The organism is Sphingopyxis sp. SCN 67-31, assembly GCF_001725095.1.
Window position 1 is genome coordinate 1 of sequence record NZ_MEFH01000096.1, and the last position, 18,079, is coordinate 18,079.

Genomic DNA, 18,079 nt, shown 5'->3' on the forward strand with positions numbered 1-18,079 from the left:
GACCCACCGTTGGAACCCGCGCATGAAGCCGTATATCTTCGGCGCGCGCAACGGCATCCACATCCTCGACCTGTCGCAGACCGTGCCGCTCTTCGCGCGCGCGCTCGACTTCGTTTCCTCGACCGCGGCTGCGGGCGGCAAGGTGCTGTTCGTCGGCACCAAGCGCCAGGCGCAGGGGCCGATCGCCGACGCCGCGCGCGCATCGGGTCAGCATTTCGTCAACCACCGCTGGCTGGGCGGCATGCTCACCAACTGGAAGACGATCTCCAATTCGATCCGCCGCCTCAAGACGCTCGAGGAACAGCTTGCGGGCGACACCTCGGGCCTCACCAAGAAGGAAGTGCTCAACAGGACGCGCGAGCGCGACAAGCTCGAACTGAGCCTTGGCGGCATCCGCGACATGGGCGGCATTCCCGACGTGATGTTCGTGATCGACGCGAACAAGGAAGAGCTGGCGATCAAGGAAGCGAATGTCCTGGGCATCCCGGTCGTCGCGATCCTCGATTCGAACGTCTCGCCCGACGGCATCGCCTTCCCGGTTCCGGCGAACGATGACGCCGCGCGCGCCATCCGCCTTTACTGCGAAGCGGTCGCCCAGGCGGCGACCCGCGGCGGCCAGCAGGCGCGCGTCGATCGCGGCGAGGACCTCGGCGCGGCGGTCGAGCCGATCGCCGAGCCCGTGCTCACCGAGGCCCCGGCGACCGAGGACGAGCAGGTTCCGGCCGAAGCGGCTGCCGAAACCGAGCGTCAGAGCGACGCGTAAGCGCGTTGCGTGACGGGCCGGCGCCGCGACAGGCGCCGTCCCTGTCATCCTCCTGTCTTGTCGCGCCGCCATGCGCGCGGCGCAGCGGCGGGCCGATCCGATGGCCCGCCCCCTTTTGGAAAGGATCACCCCATGGCTGAGATCACGGCCGCCCTCGTCAAGGAACTGCGCGAACGCACCGGCGCGGGCATGATGGATTGCAAGAAGGCGCTCGCCGAGAATGACGGCGACATCGAAGCGTCGATCGACTGGCTGCGCACCAAGGGGCTTGCCGCCGCCGCCAAGAAGGCCGGCCGTGTCGCTGCCGAGGGGCTGGTCGGCGTCGTCACCGACGGCACCCGCGGCGCGATGGTCGAGGTCAACAGCGAGACCGACTTCGTCGCCAAGAACGAACAGTTCCAGGGCTTCGTCCGCGACGTGACCCAGGTTGCGCTGGCCGGCGACATCGCCGACATCGACGCGCTGGGCGCCGCCGCCTATCCCGCGGGCGGCTCCGTCGCCGAGGCGCTGACGCAGAACATCGCCACGATCGGCGAGAATCAGTCGCTCCGCCGCGTCGCCATCCTCTCGGTCGGCTCGGGCGTCGTCACCGGCTATGTCCACAATGCCGCCGCGCCGGGTCTCGGCAAGATCGGCGTGCTCGTCGCGCTCGAATCGAGCGCCGGCGCCGATGTCCTCGAACCGCTTGGCAAGCAGCTTGCCATGCACGTCGCCGCCGCCAACCCGCTCGCGCTCAACGGCGACGAACTCGACGCCGAACTGATCGCCCGCGAGCGCGCGATCGCCGAGGAAAAGGCCGCCCAGTCGGGCAAGCCCGCCGATATCGTCTCGCGCATGGTCGACGGCACGATCGCCAAGTTCCGCAAGGAAAACGCGCTGCTGTCGCAGCCCTTCGTGATCGACGGCAAGACCCCGGTCGCCGAAGTCGTCGCCGCCGCCGGCAAGGACGTCGGCGCGGACATCACCCTCAAGGGCTTCGTGCGCTTCCAGCTTGGCGAAGGCATCGAGAAGGAAGAGAGCGACTTCGCCGCCGAAGTCGCCGCTGCCGCCGGCCGCTGATGACGATCCGCGGCTGCCGCCCGATCGGTGCGGCAGTCCGCTTGGCAATGGCGCGCACTCTGACTAGGGTGCGCGCCATTGGTTTTTCGACCCCTTGGTGAAGGTTCTCCTCGACATGGCATTGCCCGGCATGAAACGCATCCTGCTCAAGCTGTCGGGCGAGGCGTTGATGGGCACGACGCCGTTCGGGATCGACCCCGACACGGTCGCGAGCATGGCGGCCGAGGTCAAGGCGGCGAAGGACCGCGGCCTTGAAATCTGCCTCGTCATCGGCGGCGGCAACATCTTCCGCGGCATGGCTGGCGCGGCGAAGGGCATGGACCGCGCGCAGGCCGACTATATGGGGATGCTCGCGACGGTGATGAACGCGCTGGCGATGCAGAATGCGCTCGAACAGCTCGGCGTGGAGACGCGTGTCCAGTCGGCGATCGAAATGGACAAGGTGTGCGAGCCCGTCATCCGCCGCCGCGCCGAACGCCATATGGAAAAGGGGCGGGTGGTGATCTTCGCCGCCGGCGTCGGCGCGCCCTATTTCACCACCGACAGCGGCGCGGCGCTGCGCGCGGCGGAGATGAAGTGCGACGCACTGCTGAAGGGCACCAGCGTCGACGGCGTCTATAATGCCGATCCCAAGCAGGACCCGACGGCGGTGCGTTACGACCGGCTCGGCTACGACCGCGTGCTTGCCGACAATCTGAAGGTGATGGACGCGAGCGCGGTGGCGCTGTGCCGCGACAATCAGATTCCGATTGTCGTGTTCAACATCCGCGAACCCGGCAATCTGGCCCGCGTGCTGGCAGGCGATGGCGTATGCACCGTCGTGGGCGACGCGGCCTGAGACTGCATAGAAGAGGACAAGACGATGGCGAAATATGACAAGGCCGACCTCGATCGCCGCATGCACGGCGCGGTCGAATCGCTCAAGCACGACCTTGCGGGGCTGCGCACCGGCCGCGCGCATACGGCGCTGCTCGATCCGGTGACGGTCGAGGTCTATGGCTCGCACATGCCGCTCAACCAGCTTGCGTCGATCAGCGCGCCCGAACCGCGGATGCTGTCGGTGCAGGTGTGGGACAAGTCGAACGTCGGCCCGGTCGACAAGGCGATCCGCGCTGCCGGCCTGGGCCTGAACCCGATCGTCGACGGTCAGGTGCTGCGCCTGCCGATCCCCGAGATGACGCAGGAGCGCCGCAAGGAACTGTCGAAGCTTGCCGGCCAATATGCCGAAAAGGCCCGCGTCGCGGTGCGCAACGTCCGCCGCGACGGGATGGACGCGCTGAAGCAGGACGAGAACAAGAAGGAAATCAGCGAGGACGAGCGCAAGCGGTCGGAGACCGAGGTGCAGAAGCTGACCGATTCGGTCATCGCCGAAATCGACGCCGCCGCGAGCGCGAAGGAAAAGGAAATCCTCGGCTAGTGCCCTCCCGTCCCCGCCTCTCTTCCGTTCGCATCGAGCGAAGTCGAGATGCCCATCCTCGTTGCGCGATGCTGACGGGTGTCTCGACTTCGCTCGACACGAACGGATTCTGAAGGCGCTCTCGTGACCACCCCCTCCCACGGCGCACGGCATGTCGCCATCATCATGGACGGCAATGGCCGTTGGGCGAAGAAGCGCTTTCTGCCCCGCGTCGCCGGCCACAAGGCCGGGGTCGAGGCGGTGCGCAACATCGTACGCGCCGCGGCCGAGATGGAATTGGAGGCGATGACGCTCTACGCCTTCTCCTCGGAAAACTGGAAGCGGCCCGAGGAAGAGGTCAGCGATCTGATGGGGCTGATGAAGCGCTTCATCCTGAGCGATCTCGACGAATTCGCCGCCAACGACGTCCGGCTCAAGGTCATCGGCGACTGGCGCGCGCTGGCGCCCGACGTCGTCGCGCTGATCGAGGATGCGATCGCGCGCACCGCGGGGAACAGCCGCACGACGCTGGCCGTCGCGCTCAACTATGGCGCGCAGGACGAACTGGTGCGCGCCGCGCGCGCGGCCGCCGCAGAGGGCGGGATCAGCGCGCAGGCGATCGAGGCCCACCTCGACACGGCCGGCCTGCCGCCGCTCGACCTGCTCATCCGGACCTCGGGCGAGGTGCGGCTGTCGAATTTCCTGCTTTGGCAATCGGCCTATGCCGAGCTCTATTTCACCGATACGCTCTGGCCCGATTTCAAGCCGGCCGACCTGCGGGCGGCGCTCGACCATTTTGCGCGGCGCGAACGCCGCTTCGGGGGATTGTGACGATGGCGGCAGCAAAATCGGATCTGGGCGTCCGCGTCGGCTCGGCGATCGTCCTCTTCGCGATCGCGGGCGCGGCACTGTGGTTCGGCGGCATCGCCTTCGGGCTGCTGCTCCTTGTCGGCGCGGCGCTTTTGCTCGTCGAATGGTTCGCGCTCGTCCGCGCCATGTCGCTCGGCGGCGGCGCACGCGGGGCATTGACGCTGCTCGGTCCGCTGCTCGTGCTCGGCGCGGTGGGCGGTCTCTGGCATATCCGCGACCAATTGGGCGTCACCGCGGCGCTGTGGGTATTCGGCATGGTCTGGGCGACCGACATCGGCGCCTATTTCGCCGGCCGCGCTTTCGGGGGCGCCCGGCTTGCTCCGGCGATCAGTCCGTCGAAGACCTGGTCGGGACTGTTCGGCGGCATGATCGCGGCGCTGGTGGCCAGCGCGACGATCGGCGACCGCGCGGGGGTCGTCGGCATTCCGCTGTGGATCGGCCTGTTCATGGGGCTGCTCGCACAACTCGGCGACCTGGGCGAAAGCTGGATGAAGCGCCGCGCCGGCGTCAAGGATTCGGGCAGCCTGATTCCCGGCCATGGCGGCATCTTCGACCGTGTCGACGGCTTGCTGCCGGTGGCGCTGGTGCTCGGCGCACTGGCTTTCGCGGGACAGATCGCGGTGCGGGCGGCGGGCTGAGATGACGCGCCGCCTCTCGCTCTTCGGCGCCACGGGGTCGGTCGGCCAGTCGACCCTCGATCTCGTCCGCCGCGATGGAGAGGCATGGCGGGTGACGGTCCTGACCGCGAACCGCGACGTCGCCGAACTCGCGAAGCTGGCGCTCCAATTCCGGCCCGACGTCGCGGTGATCGCCGACGAGACGCGTTATCCGGCGCTGAGGGCTGCGCTGGCCGGAACGGGCATCGAGGCGGCGGCGGGCGCCGACGCACTCGTCGAGGCGGCGCGGTGCCCGGCCGATCTCGTCATGGCGGCGATCGTCGGCACCGCCGGCCTCGCGCCGACGATGGCTGCGCTCGAAGCGGGCACCGACGTCGCGCTCGCCAACAAGGAAGCGCTGGTGTCCGCGGGTGCGCTGATGACCGCGACCGCCCGCGCGTCGGGTGCGACGATCCTGCCCGTCGATTCAGAGCATAATGCGATCTTCCAGTGCCTGGCGGGCGGACGCATCGAGCAGGTGCGCCGGATCATCCTGACCGCGAGCGGCGGTCCCTTCCGCACCATGACGGCGGAAGCGATGGCACACGTCACCCCGGCGCAGGCGGTTGCGCATCCCAACTGGTCGATGGGCGCGAAGATCAGCGTCGATTCGGCGACGATGATGAACAAGGGGCTCGAACTGATCGAGGCACATCACCTCTTTCCGGTGGGCCTCGATCGGATCGAAATCCTCGTCCATCCGCAGTCGGTGATCCACAGCCTCGTCGAATATGTCGATTGTTCGACGCTCGCGCAGCTCGGCTCGCCCGACATGCGCATCCCGATTGCCTCTGCACTTGCGTGGCCGCAGCGCATGGCCACGCCGTGCGCGCCGCTCGACCTTCCCGCCATCGCCCGGCTCGATTTCGAGGCGCCCGACGAGGCGCGCTTTCCCGCGACTGCGCTCTGCCGAGCCGCCATTGCAGAAGGCGGCGCGCGACCGGCGCAGCTCAATGCCGCGAACGAGACGGCCGTCGCCGCTTTCCTCGGCGGACGCATCGCCTTTCCCGCGATCGTCGATACGGTAAAGCGGGTGCTCGACGCCGATGCGCCGGCGGTGCCGGCATCGCTTCAGGACATATTCAGCGTCGATGCCGCATCGCGCACGACCGCGCAGCATTTTGTGGACCAGCTCGAACATGCTTGACGTGCCGCCCTGGCTCTATCTGATCGCCTTCCTGATCGTCCTCGGGCCGCTCGTGTTCGTGCACGAATATGGGCATTATATCGTCGGCCGCTGGTGCGGGGTGAAGGCCGACACCTTCTCGATCGGTTTCGGGCGCCGGATATTCGGCTGGACCGACAGGCGCGGCACCGAATGGAAGGTCGGCTGGCTGCCGCTCGGCGGCTATGTCCAGTTCGCCGGCGACCGCGATGCGGTGAGCCAGCCCGATGCCGAATGGCAATCGCTGCCCGAGGCCGAGCGCGCGCACAGCTTTCCCGCGCAGCCGGTGTGGAAGCGCGCGCTAATCGTCCTCGCCGGGCCACTGACCAATTTCCTGTTCGCCATCGCAATCTTCGCGGCCTTTGCCATGGTTTACGGCGTCGCGACGACCCCGCCGGTGATCGGCGCGATCGAAGCGGGCAGCGCGGCGGACAAGGCGCAACTCGAGGTCGGCGACCGCATTGCCCGGATCAACGGACGTGCGATCGAGGATTTTATGGACATCCCCATGGCCGTTGCCTTCGACCTCGGCCGGCCGGTGGAAATCGGGATCGAGCGCGGCGGCGAGCAGCGGACCCTCACGCTGCGCCCGCGGATCGTGACCGAGACCGATCGCTTCGGGAACAAGGCCGAGCGCGCGATCATCGGCATCCGCCCGGTGGCGCCGGTCTATACCACGGTCGGACCGGTCGAGGCGCTGACTGCCGGCACCGCGCAGACCTGGGGCCTTGTTCGGATGACCGGCAAGATTCTCGGCCAGTTCGTGACTGGCCAGCGCTCGGTCAAGGATATGGGCGGGCCGCTGCGGATCGCGAAGCAGTCGGGCGAGATGGCGACGCTCGGCGTGGCGTCGCTGATCTTCTTCATCGCCTTCGTGTCCATCAATCTGGGGTTCATAAACCTGTTGCCATTGCCGATGCTCGATGGCGGCCATCTTCTCTTCCATGCCTATGAAGCGGTCCGGCGGCGCCCGGCGCCGCTGCAGGCGCAGGAATGGGCCTTTCGATTTGGTTTTGCGGTGGTCGTGACCCTGATGCTGGTCGTGACTTTCAACGATTTGGGCTCATTCGGCCTGTGGGATCGGATCGCCCGCTTGATTGGATAGCCGGTCTGGGGCAGGAGAGCGCGCAGGTCCGCGTTCGGCGGGTTGATCGCTTCGAGTTATTTTTGCGGGATGAACAGCGTGGCTTCACACAAATCTATGGCGCGGGCGCAGGTGTCGGCTCTCCTTATGGCGGGGACGATGCTGGCATGGCCCGCCGCGCTGCTGGCGCAGGAAGTCGCGCCGCCGGTTGTTCCGGCCCCGACGGTTCCGATCCCCTCGCCGGAAGCGGTGCCCGCGGCCTCGACCGTGCAGTCGATCACGGTGACGGGCAACCAGCGGCTCGAGGCGCAGACGATCCTCTCCTATCTCCGCCTGCGCGTCGGCCAGCCCTATGACCGCGCGACGCTCGACCAGGCGCTCAAGGACCTTGCGGCGACGGAGCTGTTCAAGGATTTCCAGATCACCGACAACAATGGGGCGCTGACCATCCAGGTCACCGAAAACCCGGTGATCAACCGCGTCATCCTGGAAGGCAACAAGCGCCTGAAGGAAGACAAGATTCGGCCCGAGATCAAGCTCGCGCCGCGCCAGATCTTCACCCGGTCGAAGGTCCGCGCCGATGTCGCGCGCATCATCGAACTCTACAAGCGCCAGGGTCGTTTCGCCGCGACCGTCGATCCCAAGATGGTCACGCTCGACCAGAACCGCGTCGACGTGGTGTTCGAGATCAACGAGGGACCGAAATCGAAGGTCCGCCAGATCAACATCATCGGCAACGAGAAATTCAGCGACGGTGAACTCAAGGGAGAGATGGCGACCAAGGAATCGGGGCTGCTCACCATCCTGTCGTCGAATACGACCTACGATCCCGACCGCCTCGCCTATGACCAGCAGAAGCTGCGACTGTTCTACCTGCAGAACGGCTATGCGGACTTCCGCGTCATTTCTGCTGTCGCCGAACTGACGAGCAACAAGCAGGATTTCATCATCACCTATGTCGTCGAGGAGGGCGAGCGGTACAAGTTCGGCGACATCGACGTGAAGAGCCAGATCCGCGATTTCCAGCCGGAGACGCTGAAGCGCCTGCTGCCGATGACCACCGGCGACTGGTACGACGCCAAGCAGGTCGAGGACACGGTCGAAAGCCTCAGCGAGACCGCGGGCCTGTTCGGCTATGCCTTTGCCGACATCAACCCTGAGTTCCGCCGCGATCCCGACAACCGGACGATGTCGATCACCTTCGACGTCGCCGAAAGCCCGCGCACCTATGTCGAGCGGATCGACGTCAACGGCAACACGCTGACCCACGACAAGGTGGTTCGCCGCGAATTCCGCCTGAACGAGGGCGACGCCTTCAACAGCTTCGGGATCAAGCGCACCCAGAACCGCATCAACAGCCTCGGCTATTTCCAGGAGAATCTGGAGATCGACCGCAAGGAAGGGAGCGAACCCGACCGCATCGTCCTCGAAACCAATGTCCAGGAAAAGCCGACCGGCGAACTGTCGCTCTCGGCCGGCTTCTCGTCGATCGAAAGCTTCCTGCTCCAGGCATCGATCCGCCAGCGCAACTTCCGCGGTCTCGGGCAGCAATTGTCGGCGTCGGTCAATTATTCGAGCTATTCCAAGTCGATCGAGCTCGGCTTTACCGAGCCCTATCTGTTCGACCGCAATATCTCGATCGGCGGCAGCATCTATCGCCGCGACCTCAATTCGTTCAACTTCATCGGCAATGATCGCCAGACGACCTTCGAGCAGACGACGACGGGCTTCCAGCTCAACGCCGGGGTGCCGCTGACCGAGTTCATGTCCTTCTTCGGACGTTACAGCCTCAATTACGACGATGTTTCGCTCGACGAGCGACTTTATTATTTCGGCGGCGAGTGCGATCCGTTGGTTGCGGGTCGCTATCTGTGCGATGCGATCGGCAAGCGCACGACCTCGCTCGTCGGCTTCACGCTCGCTTATGACGACCGCGACAATCGCCTGCGCCCGACGCGCGGCCAGTCGTTCAGCATCAGCCAGGATTTTGCGGGGCTGGGGGGCAGCGTCAAATATGTTCGCACCCGGGCCGCGGCGAGCAAGCACTTCAACCTCGGCAGCCGCTTCATCCTCAATGTGTCGGCAGAGGGCGGCTATATCTATCCGCTCGGCGGGCGCCCGACGCCGACCAGCGACAAGGTGCGCCTGACCGACCGCTTCTTCCTGGGCGAACCGCAGATGCGCGGCTTCGACATCCGCGGCGTCGGCCCGCGCGTCATCCGCTACGGCAATGTCGACCTGACCGACCCGGCGAACCCGATCCTCGACACCAGCCTGTCGAAACGCAACGGCCGGATCGACGACTCGCTGGGCGGCCGCGCTTATTATCAGGGCCGTCTGGAGGTCGACATTCCGCTCGGCACCGGCGCGAAGGAACTGGGGCTGCGTCCGTCGGTGTTCCTCGACGTCGGGTCGGTGTGGAGCGTTAAGCGCCCGACGCTGACGACGCTCGCCGATTTCCGGGAGACTGATCCGAACGCGCCGGGCTTTGGCCTGACCAAATATCTCTGTCGCAACGCGGCCACCGGGCAGCGGGTGTTCGCGACCGAAACGCCCAACGCCGACGGAACCCCTTCCGGTCAATATCAGACCTGCGATACCGCGAACGGCTTCTCGGCCCTCGCACCGTTCGAGGAACGCTTCTATGGCGATACCTGGATGCCGCGCGTCGCGATCGGCGCCGGGGTCAACTGGAATTCTCCCTTCGGTCCGTTCCGCATCGACTTCGCCTATGCCCTCCGAAAAGAAGAGGGTGACGATACCAAACGCTTCTCATTCAACGTAGGAACCCAATTCTGATGAAGAAAATTTTTGTCGCTTCGGCGCTGGCGATCGCCAGCCTTTCGGTCTCGCCGATGTTCGCTGCGCCCGCCGCCGCGCAGGCGCGCTCCACGGCGGTCGCCGACGTGCGCGTGGCCGCCGCCAAGTCGAACGCCTTCACCACCGCGTCGCAGCAGATCCAGACCACCTACAAGGCGCAGATCGACCAGCAGGAATCGCGCGGCCAGACGCTGCAGGCAGAGCTCAACGTGCTGGTAGCCAAGTATAACGAGGAAGCGAAGAAGACGCCGCAGAACCAGGCAGCGCTTCAGGCGGCGGCGAAGGCGGTGCAGGACAAGCGCCAGTCCGCCAGCGAGGAACTCGGCCGCATCGGCGCGCCGGTCGATCTCGCCATCGCCTATGTCGAGGATCAGATCAGCGTCCGCATGAACGAGGCGATCAAGGCTGCGATGACCGCGAAGAAGGTCGATCTGCTGCTCAATCCGGATGCGGTTCTGGCGCGCGAGACCAATGTCGACATCACCGATGCCGTCGTGACCGAGCTCAACCGCATCCTGCCGAGCGTGACGATCACGCCGCCGGCCGGCTACCAGCCCGGCCAGCTGGTCCAGCAGCGCAACCAGCAGCTGATGGACGCCGCGCGCGCGCAGCAGGGCACGGCCGCTCCGGCGGCGCCGGCGAACGGCAGCCAGCCGACGACGCGTTAAGCCGATGAGCGACGGCGAACAGGCTGCGGAAACGCTGGGGCCGGTCGACATCCGGCGCATCCTCAGCCTGTTGCCGCATCGCTATCCGATGCTGTTCGTCGACCGGGTGGAATCGATGGTCAGGGACCGGTCGATCCACGCGGTCAAGGCGGTGACGATCAACGAGCCCTTCTTTCAGGGGCATTTCCCCGGCCGGCCGATCATGCCGGGCGTCCTCATCGTCGAGGCGCTTGCGCAGGCGGGTGGGGTGCTGGCGATCGAGTCGCTCGGGCTCGCCGGCACCGGTAAGCTCGTCTATTTCATGGGCATCGACGGGGTGAAATTCCGCAAGCCGGTCGAGCCGGGCTGCCTGCTCGACCTGCACGTCACGATCCTTCAGGCGAAACGCACCATCTGCAAGTTCGAGGGCAAGGCGATGCTCAACGGACAGGTGGCGACCGAGTGCCAGTTCACCGCGATGATCGCCGACCCGCCGGAGGAATAAGAGGCTGACCCTGCTGCATCGTCACCCCGGACTTGATCGGCAATTATCCCCTTTCGACAGGTAAGCGTTCCCCGGCGAAAGCCGGGGTCCAGCTAAGTGTGCCTGCCTCGCATGGACCCCGGCTTTCGCCGGGGATCACCAGCGTCCTTGTCTCAAGGGTATAAACGCCGACTTGATCGGGGGGCCATTCGGCACTTCATCGCGGGCGCGGCGAGAATGGATGCCGGTCCAAGTCCGGCGTGACGCCAGAGAGAGGGGTCGGGTGTTGCATTTCCCCCCATTGCCCCCTAAAGGCGCGGGCTTCGCGTCTCCGGGCGCACAGACTCACGCGGCTGGTCGGAAACCAGCGGCACAGGAGCAGACGAGATGAAAAAAGACCTTCACCCCGACTATCACATGATCACGGTCAAGATGACCGATGGCACCGAATATCAGACGCGCTCGACCTGGGGCAGCGAAGGCGATGTGCTGACGCTCGACATCGACCCGACCGCGCACCCGGCATGGACCGGCGGCAACCAGCGCCTGCTCGATCAGGGCGGCCAGGTCGCGAAGTTCAACAAGCGCTTCGGCGGCCTCACCCTCAAGCGCTAAAGCGCTTTTCCCCTCCCGCTCGCGGGAGGGGCAGCGGGACTTGCGAACCTGTTCGCCAGTCGCAGCGGGGTGGGCATCGGAGCATCGCGCCTTATCGCGGCCTCCACCCCGATCTCTCTCTTTTCAGGGGAGGGCTCTACGCCGTCAGAATCTTCGCAAGCGCGCTTTGCCACCCGGCAAGGCGCGCTTCGCGTTTCTGCGCGTCGAGCGCCGGGGTGAAGCGCGTCGTGCGGCCGCGCATCGTCCGTGCCGCCTCGGCAAGGTTCGGATACAGGCCCGCGCCCGTCGCGGCCAGCATTGCGGCGCCGAGCGCCGTGCTTTCGACGAAGTCCGGACGTTCGACCACCAGCCCCAGCATGTCGGCCAGATCCTGCGCCATCCAGTTGTTCGCTGCCATGCCGCCATCGATGCGAAGGTCGGCCCAGTCGACGCCGTCGGCCGCGAAGGCGGTCTTGAGGTCGTGCGCCTGATAGGCCTGCGCCTCGAGCGCGGCGCGCGCGACATGCGCCTTGCTGCTTGCGAAGCTGAGCCCCGACAGCGCGGCGAGCGCATCGGGGCGCCAGTGCGGGGCGCCGAGCCCGGACAGGGCAGGGATCAGATAGACGCCGCCATTGTCGGACACCGACCGGGCCAGTCCTTCGCTCTCGCCGGCGCTCGCGAGCAGTCCCAATCCGTCGCGCAGCCACTGGATCAGGCTGCCGGCGACGAACACCGATCCTTCGAGGGCATAGCTGCGCCGGTCGCCTTCCTGCACCAGCACCGTGGCCAGCAGGCGGTTCGCCGAATGCGGGCGCGTCTCTCCGCTCGCCGACAGGATGAAGGCGCCGGTGCCGAAGGTCGCCTTGGTCTGGCCGGGGGCAAGGCACGCCTGGCCGATCGTCGCCGCCTGTTGGTCGCCCGCCATGCCGCAGATCGGAATGGCGCCGCCGAACAGCGCGGGATCGGTGGCGCCGACCCGGGTCGTGCAGCCCACGATCTCGGGCAGCAGGCCCATCGGTACGCCCAGCAGGTCGCACAGACCGGCATCCCAGCCGCCCGCCCCGTCGATCTTCATCAGCAGCGTGCGGGACGCGTTGGTCGCATCGCTGACATGGACGCCGCCGGTCAGGCGGAAAACGAGATAGGATTCGATCGTTCCGACCGCGAGCCGGTCGCCCGCCTCGCGTAACTGCGGCCAGTTTTCGAGCGCCCAGCCGATCTTGCTTCCCGAAAAATAGGGATCGAGCAGCAGGCCGCTGCGCTCCTGCACCGTCGCTTCGTGCCCCGCTTCCTTGAGCGCGGCGCAGGCGGCGGCGGTGCGCCGATCCTGCCAGACGATTGCGCGCGCAAGCGGTGCGCCGGTCGCCCGGTCCCAGAACACCACCGTCTCTCGCTGGTTGGTGATGCCGATCGCGGCGATCCGGTCGGCGCCGCCCGCCTTGTCGATCATCGTCCGCGTGCAGGCGAGCGTGGCCTGCCAGATTTCCTCGGCATCATGCTCGACCAGGCCGGGGCCGGGATAATGCTGCCGGAACTCGCGCTGTGCGCCACCCAGCGGCGTGCCGTCGGCGGCGAACAGCATCGTGCGCGTCGAGGTGGTGCCTTCGTCGATGACGATGATGTTTTCGGGCACCTGAATCTCCTCGGTTCGTGCTCGGCTTGTCGAAACCCTGTTCTTTTCTTTCGATTAGCAATGAAGAAAGAACGGCTCTTCGACAAGCTCGGGGCGAACGGGTTTTTGGACGAGGCTTCGGGTTCACGCAATCATCTTGCAATTTTGCGCAATATCCGCCATATGCTTGTGCAGCGCAGCATGGCGGCAGCAGGCCGCCCTCCACCGGCAGCGTGATTTTCCCGCCCGCGACAGGGTTGGACGAGCCGGTTGCGCTGAGTCCCTTGAGGCACCCTTTCACGCGGGTCGTTTCGAACCCGCCCGCCGTGCGCGGCCGTTTTGCGGCGCGTCCACGGCTTTATCGTGAGTAGATTATCAAAATGGAATTCAAAGACTTCGGCCTCCACGCCGACATCGAGCGTGCGCTGACGGCCAAGCGCTATACCCAGCCGACGCCGATTCAGAGCCAGGCGATCCCCGTTCTGCTCGAAGGGCGCGACCTGTGCGGTATCGCGCAGACCGGCACCGGCAAGACGGCGGCCTTCTCGCTGCCTTCGCTCGACTATATGCTGTCGAACCCGCGCCCGCGCACTCCGCGCGGTTGCCGCATGCTCGTCCTGTCGCCGACCCGCGAACTGGCGGCGCAGATCGCGCAGAGCTGCCGCGACTACGGCCGTTTCACCAAGCTCAGTGTTGCGACGGTGTTCGGCGGCGTGCCGATCAATCGCCAGATTCGCGACCTGTCGCAGGGCGTCGACATCCTCGTCGCGACGCCGGGCCGGCTGCTCGACCTGGTCGACCAGCGCGCGCTGCGCCTCGACGACGTCGAAATCTTCGTCCTCGACGAGGCCGACCAGATGATGGACATGGGCTTCATCCATTCGCTGCGCCGCGTCGCCAAGATCCTGCCGAAGCAGCGCCAGAATCTCTTCTTCTCGGCAACGATGCCGAAGGAGATCGCGGCGCTCGCGCAGCAGTTCCTGCACGACCCCGTCACCGTCTCGGTGGCGCCGCAGGCGACGACCGCGGAAAAGATCCGCCAGCGCGTCACCTTCGTCGAGCAGAAGGAGAAGCAGGCGCTGCTCCATCACGTCCTGCGCAGTGAGGAAATCGACCGCGCGCTGATCTTCACGCGCACCAAGCACGGCGCCGACCGCGTCGTCCGCCATCTGAAAGGCGCGGGGATCGACGCCTTTGCGATCCATGGCAACAAGAGCCAGGGACAGCGCACCACGGCGCTTCAGGCCTTCCGCTCTGGGCAGGTGCGGCTGCTCGTCGCGACCGACATCGCGGCGCGCGGCATCGACGTGTCCGGAGTCAGCCATGTCATCAACTTCGAGATTCCGAACGTCCCCGAACAATATGTCCACCGGATCGGCCGCACCGCGCGCGCTGGGGCGGAGGGCATCGCGATCAGCTTCGTCGCGCCCGACGAGCGCACCTATCTGCGTGACATCGAACGCGTGACGCGGACCCGCGCCGAGCCGGTTTCGCTGCCCGACGGCTTTACGGAGATGGTTCGTAACCTGCCCAAGCCCGCCCAGCCGCCGCGCAATACCGGCGGCAAGGGCCGCGATCCGCAGCGCCAGCGCGAAGATGCGCTGCGCAAGAAGGCGGACGGCGCCCCGTCGCGCGGTCCGCGCCGCGAAGCGGCGGGCGAGGGCGCACAGCCCCAGCGCAAGCGCCGTTTCCGGCCGCGTCGCGGCGGCGTCGGCGCGCACAAGGGCGCGGTCCAGCGCGTCGGCTGACGCCGGCAACCTCGTCCGCTCCCGATCCTTTCCCGACCGCCGCCGATTGACGTGCCGTTCCGGCACGTTAGGGTCGGCGGGGGTCTGGGGAGGCGTAATGATCGACGAGGACGAGTTCGAACCGCTGCCGCCGCGGCGGCCCTTGCTACGCCGCAAGCGCGTCCTGATTCCGCTCGGGCTGCTGCTCGCGCTCGTCGCGCTGTTCCTCGCCCTGCGCACCCCCGACACCGATCGCGACGCGATGATCGCCCGATATGGCGGCGCGGACGCACAGTTTGCGGTGGGGCCGGCGGGGCAGCGCATCCATTATCGCGATCAGGGAAAGCGCGATGCGGAGGCGCTCGTCCTGCTGCACGGGTCGAACAGCAGCCTTCAGACGTGGGAGCCGCTGGTCCGGCGGCTGGGCGATCGCTATCGCATCGTCACGCTCGACCTGCCGGGGCACGGTCTGACCGGCGGCACTCCCGACAAGGACTATAGCGCCGACGGCATGATCGCCGCGGTCGATGTCGTTGCCGCGCGGCTCGATCTCGATCGCTTCGTGCTCGGCGGCAATTCGATGGGCGGTTGGGTGGCATGGCGTTATGCGCTCGCTCGTCCCGATCGCATCGACGCGCTGCTGCTGCTCGACGCCGCGGGGATGCCGCTGCGCGCCGGTGAAAAGCCTCCGCCGTCGAACATCGGCTTTCGCCTGCTGCAATATCCGCTCGGGCGCTGGCTGGCGGCGCAGATCACGCCGCGCTCGCTGGTCGAACGGTCGCTGCGCGGATCGGTGGAGCGGCAGGATATCGTCACCGACGCGATGATCGACCGCTATTGGAATCTTCTGCGCTTCCCCGGCAATCGCGAGGCGACCTCGCTGCGTGCGACGCTCGACCGCGAACCCGCGATGGCGGACCGCATCGGCGCGATCGCGGCACCGACGCTGATCCTGTTCGGCAAGCAGGACCGGTTGATAAACCCCAGCGCGGCGCAGACTTTCCATGAACGCATCGCGGGGTCGGAGGTGGTGATGCTCGACGGCGTCGGCCATCTGCCGATGGAGGAGGCGCCCGACGCGACCGCCACCGCGATCGCCGATTTCCTCAAGCGGCGGCTCGTTGCTCCGCCCGCGCCGGCTGGTCGAGAAACGCCCTGATCCGCGCCGCGACCGACGTGGCGTGAGTGAAGGGAAAAAGGTGCGACCCTGGCACGATTTCCAGCGTGGCGCCTTCGATCAGGTCGGCAATCGCCCGGCCGTGGCTGGCGGGCACCACGCCGTCGCGCTCGCCCATCAGCACCAGCGTCGGCAGCGCCCTCAGCCGGGGCAGCATCGGCGCGCTCGTCCATCCGGCCATCGCCATCGCCTGATAGGACAGGCCGAGCGGCGTCGCGGTCGGCAGCCGCAGGCCGCTCGCGAGCATATCGTCGTCGAGCAGCGCGGCCCAGCCGATCCCCGGCGCCGCGACGGTGGGGGTGGTCGCCATCAGCACGAGGCGGCGGATTCGGCCGGGAAATTGCACCGCGACCTGCTGCGCCAGCGCGCCGCCCCAGCTGAAACCGGCGAGGTCGAGCTGTCGGTGCCCGAAGCGGTCGGCGATCTCCATGACCGTTGCCGCCATCGTCGGCGCCGCATAGGGTAGCAGCGCGTCGGGCGAGCCGCCGACTCCCGGCATGTCGAGCGTCCACACCTCGCGCTCGCCGATCCGGGCAAGCAGCGGCGCGGCCGCGGTGATGTCGGCGCCGATCCCGTTGAGGAACAGCAGGGGTGGTCCGCCCTTGCCCGCACGCCAGCGCGCGACGCGCAGCGTCAGGCCATAGACATGTTCGGTGCTGACGGACGGCCGCCCGCTGATCCTGCTCATAGCACACGCCTTGGCACAGCTTGACGCGGGGCGAAAGGGGTCCGCCTTCGCCGCCGCGGTTTGCCGCGCGGCGGTATTTCAGCCGTCCGCTGCCGCTCTGGCCGCTTTCTCGTAGCGCAGGCAGTCGAAGATTTTGGCGCCCGCGAGGAATACCGAGCCGCTGCACGCAGCGAGCAGCAGCTTGCCGCCGATACCGGGATATTGGTCCAGATAGATCATCCCGCGCGCCATCGCCCCCACGCCGAGCGCGTAGATGATCAGGCACGCCTCGAAGCGCGTCTTGATGACGAACAGCCGTCCGATTTTCTTCAACATCACCATCAGCATCGCCGCCATCCGAAGCAAGGGACGTGCCAGCGGCGCAAATCGGGGAATCGATGCCGCGGGCCGATGGTAAACTGTAAGCTAAGCCGACACCTTTGGAAAATAAAGCATTTACCTTGTTGCGGCTGGAAAACCCTCGCGTGTCGAATCAATCGGTTATCGGTAGCGCGAAAAACCGCCCTCGCCCCCACTATGCTCGGAGGTGCGTGATGGGCCTGCACGATGAAACCGCCGAGCGCTTCGAGCGCGAAGGACGGAGGGCCTACCGCGACGGGAAGGCGGGCAATCCATATCGTGCCGGGACCATGGCCCACGATCGCTGGGCGAAAGGGTTTATGGACGCGCTCCACGAAGCAGGGGAAACAGCATGACCGACCTATCCTCATTGATCGAACGGATAGAGGCCGGGGAAAACACCAACGCGCTTGACGTGTTGGTTGAGGTGGCTCTGTTCGAGCCGGACGAGGAGCATGCCTCCTGCCGCCCCAACGCTGCCGGAACCAAGGTGATCTACCGCAGCCACACCGGACTTGAGGCGACATATCTCGCCGCCGACTGGACGCTGCCCCCTATTCGGCCCGCAACTCTCGCCGCCCTCAAAGCAAGGAACCCCTCCCAATGAGCGGACTTCCGAAAATCACTTCAACTTATGCGATCATCGACGTGATGCGCGGGAGAAAGGCGCTGGCGGCTCGCCTCAAGAAGCATGGGCCTGTCCGCGTCCATATTGAGGCGGTCCTGACGGAGCCGTTCGGGAGCGACGACGGAGAGAGTATTGAGTTCAACGCTGATGTCGAGCGCATCAGCATTATTGAGGAACCCCTCCCATGAAGGATGAAGCGACACCCGAGCAACTGGCGATGGCGCGGAGGGTGGCAGATGAACTTATCCCTAACCCAGAGAACGAGAGCGTTGGGTCGTGTCCGTCAAGATGGTGTAAATTCGGCGTTGGCCACGGGTCATCGTCAGGCGGCCTTTGCTGTGATGTGCAAAGGCTGGATTTCCTCCTCGAT

Annotated in this window: 21 protein-coding genes; 18 read left to right on the top strand and 3 right to left on the bottom strand. The window is 66.4% G+C overall.

Features of this window, described 5'->3' with window-relative positions:
* From rpsB to rpmE, 12 genes are all read left to right on the top strand, one after another.
* Window positions 1-763 (top strand): 30S ribosomal protein S2 (gene rpsB / locus ABS88_RS18910; RefSeq protein WP_286750289.1); only part of this gene is annotated, 763 nt, incomplete at its 5' end.
* A gap of 132 nt (window positions 764-895) precedes the next feature.
* On the top strand, window positions 896-1,822 hold the full coding sequence (gene tsf / locus ABS88_RS18915) for a translation elongation factor Ts (RefSeq protein ID WP_067184572.1): 927 nt from the start codon (window positions 896-898) through the stop codon (window positions 1,820-1,822).
* Window positions 1,823-1,937: 115 nt separating this feature from the next.
* On the top strand, window positions 1,938-2,660 hold the full coding sequence (pyrH, locus tag ABS88_RS18920) for a UMP kinase (RefSeq protein WP_067111641.1): 723 nt from the start codon (window positions 1,938-1,940) through the stop codon (window positions 2,658-2,660).
* 24 nt (window positions 2,661-2,684) lie between these two features.
* Window positions 2,685-3,239 (top strand): ribosome recycling factor, encoded by a 555-nt coding sequence (gene frr, locus ABS88_RS18925; protein ID WP_076075964.1) that lies wholly within the window; start codon window positions 2,685-2,687, stop codon window positions 3,237-3,239.
* A gap of 165 nt (window positions 3,240-3,404) precedes the next feature.
* Window positions 3,405-4,049, top strand: coding sequence for a polyprenyl diphosphate synthase (uppS, locus tag ABS88_RS18930; RefSeq protein WP_067111636.1), 645 nt, complete (start codon window positions 3,405-3,407; stop codon window positions 4,047-4,049).
* 2 nt (window positions 4,050-4,051) lie between these two features.
* On the top strand, window positions 4,052-4,726 hold the full coding sequence (locus tag ABS88_RS18935; protein WP_076075958.1) for a phosphatidate cytidylyltransferase: 675 nt from the start codon (window positions 4,052-4,054) through the stop codon (window positions 4,724-4,726).
* Window position 4,727: 1 nt separating this feature from the next.
* Window positions 4,728-5,891, top strand: a complete 1,164-nt coding sequence (locus tag ABS88_RS18940) for a 1-deoxy-D-xylulose-5-phosphate reductoisomerase (RefSeq protein WP_076075956.1) — start codon at window positions 4,728-4,730, stop codon at window positions 5,889-5,891.
* The gene (rseP, locus tag ABS88_RS18945) at window positions 5,884-7,014 is read left to right on the top strand and encodes an RIP metalloprotease RseP (protein ID WP_067184567.1); all 1,131 of its coding nucleotides are present in this window, start codon (window positions 5,884-5,886) and stop codon (window positions 7,012-7,014) included. Before ABS88_RS18940 ends, rseP begins: the two co-directional genes overlap by 8 nt.
* A 69-nt stretch (window positions 7,015-7,083) precedes the next feature.
* Window positions 7,084-9,792 carry an outer membrane protein assembly factor BamA gene (gene bamA, locus ABS88_RS18950; RefSeq protein WP_067184565.1) on the top strand — a complete coding sequence of 903 codons (2,709 nt, stop codon included), beginning with the start codon at window positions 7,084-7,086 and terminating at the stop codon, window positions 9,790-9,792.
* The gene (locus ABS88_RS18955) at window positions 9,792-10,481 is read left to right on the top strand and encodes an OmpH family outer membrane protein (protein WP_104959485.1); all 690 of its coding nucleotides are present in this window, start codon (window positions 9,792-9,794) and stop codon (window positions 10,479-10,481) included. Before bamA ends, ABS88_RS18955 begins: the two co-directional genes overlap by 1 nt.
* Window positions 10,482-10,485: 4 nt before the next feature.
* Window positions 10,486-10,965 (top strand): 3-hydroxyacyl-ACP dehydratase FabZ, encoded by a 480-nt coding sequence (gene fabZ, locus ABS88_RS18960; protein WP_076075948.1) that lies wholly within the window; start codon window positions 10,486-10,488, stop codon window positions 10,963-10,965.
* Window positions 10,966-11,331: 366 nt separating this feature from the next.
* Complete coding sequence (gene rpmE / locus ABS88_RS18965) at window positions 11,332-11,559, top strand: 50S ribosomal protein L31 (RefSeq protein WP_067112011.1); 228 nt, start codon at window positions 11,332-11,334, stop codon at window positions 11,557-11,559.
* 136 nt (window positions 11,560-11,695) lie between these two features.
* On the opposite strand, the gene ABS88_RS18970 is transcribed toward rpmE, so the two are convergent.
* On the bottom strand, window positions 11,696-13,171 hold the full coding sequence (locus ABS88_RS18970) for a glycerol kinase (protein WP_104959486.1): 1,476 nt from the start codon (window positions 13,169-13,171) through the stop codon (window positions 11,696-11,698).
* Window positions 13,172-13,231: 60 nt separating this feature from the next.
* On the opposite strand from ABS88_RS18970, the gene ABS88_RS18975 reads away from it, so the two are divergent.
* The 3 genes from ABS88_RS18975 (at window position 13,232) to ABS88_RS18985 (ending at window position 16,036) form a co-directional block, all read left to right on the top strand.
* The gene (locus ABS88_RS18975) at window positions 13,232-13,387 is read left to right on the top strand and encodes a hypothetical protein (protein WP_158682124.1); all 156 of its coding nucleotides are present in this window, start codon (window positions 13,232-13,234) and stop codon (window positions 13,385-13,387) included.
* 143 nt (window positions 13,388-13,530) lie between these two features.
* On the top strand, window positions 13,531-14,898 hold the full coding sequence (locus ABS88_RS18980; protein WP_076075942.1) for a DEAD/DEAH box helicase: 1,368 nt from the start codon (window positions 13,531-13,533) through the stop codon (window positions 14,896-14,898).
* A gap of 97 nt (window positions 14,899-14,995) precedes the next feature.
* A complete protein-coding gene (locus ABS88_RS18985) occupies window positions 14,996-16,036 on the top strand; it encodes an alpha/beta fold hydrolase (RefSeq protein ID WP_076075940.1) in 1,041 nt (346 codons plus the stop codon).
* Here ABS88_RS18985 and ABS88_RS18990 read toward each other — a convergent pair.
* Window positions 15,984-16,742 (bottom strand): alpha/beta fold hydrolase, encoded by a 759-nt coding sequence (locus ABS88_RS18990; protein WP_076075938.1) that lies wholly within the window; start codon window positions 16,740-16,742, stop codon window positions 15,984-15,986. The genes ABS88_RS18985 and ABS88_RS18990 overlap by 53 nt on opposite strands.
* A 78-nt stretch (window positions 16,743-16,820) precedes the next feature.
* On the bottom strand, window positions 16,821-17,057 hold the full coding sequence (locus ABS88_RS18995; protein WP_067112049.1) for a hypothetical protein: 237 nt from the start codon (window positions 17,055-17,057) through the stop codon (window positions 16,821-16,823).
* A 218-nt stretch (window positions 17,058-17,275) separates the two neighbouring features.
* Between ABS88_RS18995 and ABS88_RS19000 the strand changes: the two genes are divergently transcribed.
* From ABS88_RS19000 to ABS88_RS19010, 3 genes are read left to right on the top strand one after another with little or no spacing between them, the layout of a single operon-like run.
* Window positions 17,276-17,437 (top strand): hypothetical protein, encoded by a 162-nt coding sequence (locus ABS88_RS19000; protein WP_286750290.1) that lies wholly within the window; start codon window positions 17,276-17,278, stop codon window positions 17,435-17,437.
* On the top strand, window positions 17,434-17,688 hold the full coding sequence (locus ABS88_RS19005) for a hypothetical protein (RefSeq protein ID WP_286750291.1): 255 nt from the start codon (window positions 17,434-17,436) through the stop codon (window positions 17,686-17,688). The genes ABS88_RS19000 and ABS88_RS19005 overlap by 4 nt, the downstream gene beginning before the upstream one ends.
* Window positions 17,685-17,897 (top strand): hypothetical protein, encoded by a 213-nt coding sequence (locus ABS88_RS19010; RefSeq protein WP_286750292.1) that lies wholly within the window; start codon window positions 17,685-17,687, stop codon window positions 17,895-17,897. The genes ABS88_RS19005 and ABS88_RS19010 overlap by 4 nt, the downstream gene beginning before the upstream one ends.
* Window positions 17,898-18,079: the final 182 nt, after the last annotated feature.

Bases quoted from the DNA above. Each gene is read 5' to 3' on its own strand.
- ABS88_RS18995 (WP_067112049.1), bottom strand. From the start codon at position 17,057: ATGTTGAAGAAAATCGGACGGCTGTTCGTCATCAAGACGCGCTTCGAG.
- ABS88_RS18955 (WP_104959485.1), top strand. From the start codon at position 9,792: ATGAAGAAAATTTTTGTCGCTTCGGCGCTGGCGATCGCCAGCCTTTCG.
- tsf (WP_067184572.1), top strand. From the start codon at position 896: ATGGCTGAGATCACGGCCGCCCTCGTCAAGGAACTGCGCGAACGCACC.
- ABS88_RS19010 (WP_286750292.1), top strand. From the start codon at position 17,685: ATGAGCGGACTTCCGAAAATCACTTCAACTTATGCGATCATCGACGTG.
- ABS88_RS18980 (WP_076075942.1), top strand. From the start codon at position 13,531: ATGGAATTCAAAGACTTCGGCCTCCACGCCGACATCGAGCGTGCGCTG.
- rpmE (WP_067112011.1), top strand. From the start codon at position 11,332: ATGAAAAAAGACCTTCACCCCGACTATCACATGATCACGGTCAAGATG.
- frr (WP_076075964.1), top strand. From the start codon at position 2,685: ATGGCGAAATATGACAAGGCCGACCTCGATCGCCGCATGCACGGCGCG.
- ABS88_RS18985 (WP_076075940.1), top strand. From the start codon at position 14,996: ATGATCGACGAGGACGAGTTCGAACCGCTGCCGCCGCGGCGGCCCTTG.
- ABS88_RS19000 (WP_286750290.1), top strand. From the start codon at position 17,276: ATGGGCCTGCACGATGAAACCGCCGAGCGCTTCGAGCGCGAAGGACGG.
- ABS88_RS19005 (WP_286750291.1), top strand. From the start codon at position 17,434: ATGACCGACCTATCCTCATTGATCGAACGGATAGAGGCCGGGGAAAAC.
- rseP (WP_067184567.1), top strand. From the start codon at position 5,884: ATGCTTGACGTGCCGCCCTGGCTCTATCTGATCGCCTTCCTGATCGTC.
- pyrH (WP_067111641.1), top strand. From the start codon at position 1,938: ATGGCATTGCCCGGCATGAAACGCATCCTGCTCAAGCTGTCGGGCGAG.
- ABS88_RS18940 (WP_076075956.1), top strand. From the start codon at position 4,728: ATGACGCGCCGCCTCTCGCTCTTCGGCGCCACGGGGTCGGTCGGCCAG.
- uppS (WP_067111636.1), top strand. From the start codon at position 3,405: ATGGACGGCAATGGCCGTTGGGCGAAGAAGCGCTTTCTGCCCCGCGTC.
- ABS88_RS18935 (WP_076075958.1), top strand. From the start codon at position 4,052: ATGGCGGCAGCAAAATCGGATCTGGGCGTCCGCGTCGGCTCGGCGATC.
- bamA (WP_067184565.1), top strand. From the start codon at position 7,084: ATGAACAGCGTGGCTTCACACAAATCTATGGCGCGGGCGCAGGTGTCG.
- ABS88_RS18975 (WP_158682124.1), top strand. From the start codon at position 13,232: ATGAAGAAAGAACGGCTCTTCGACAAGCTCGGGGCGAACGGGTTTTTG.
- ABS88_RS18990 (WP_076075938.1), bottom strand. From the start codon at position 16,742: ATGAGCAGGATCAGCGGGCGGCCGTCCGTCAGCACCGAACATGTCTAT.
- fabZ (WP_076075948.1), top strand. From the start codon at position 10,486: ATGAGCGACGGCGAACAGGCTGCGGAAACGCTGGGGCCGGTCGACATC.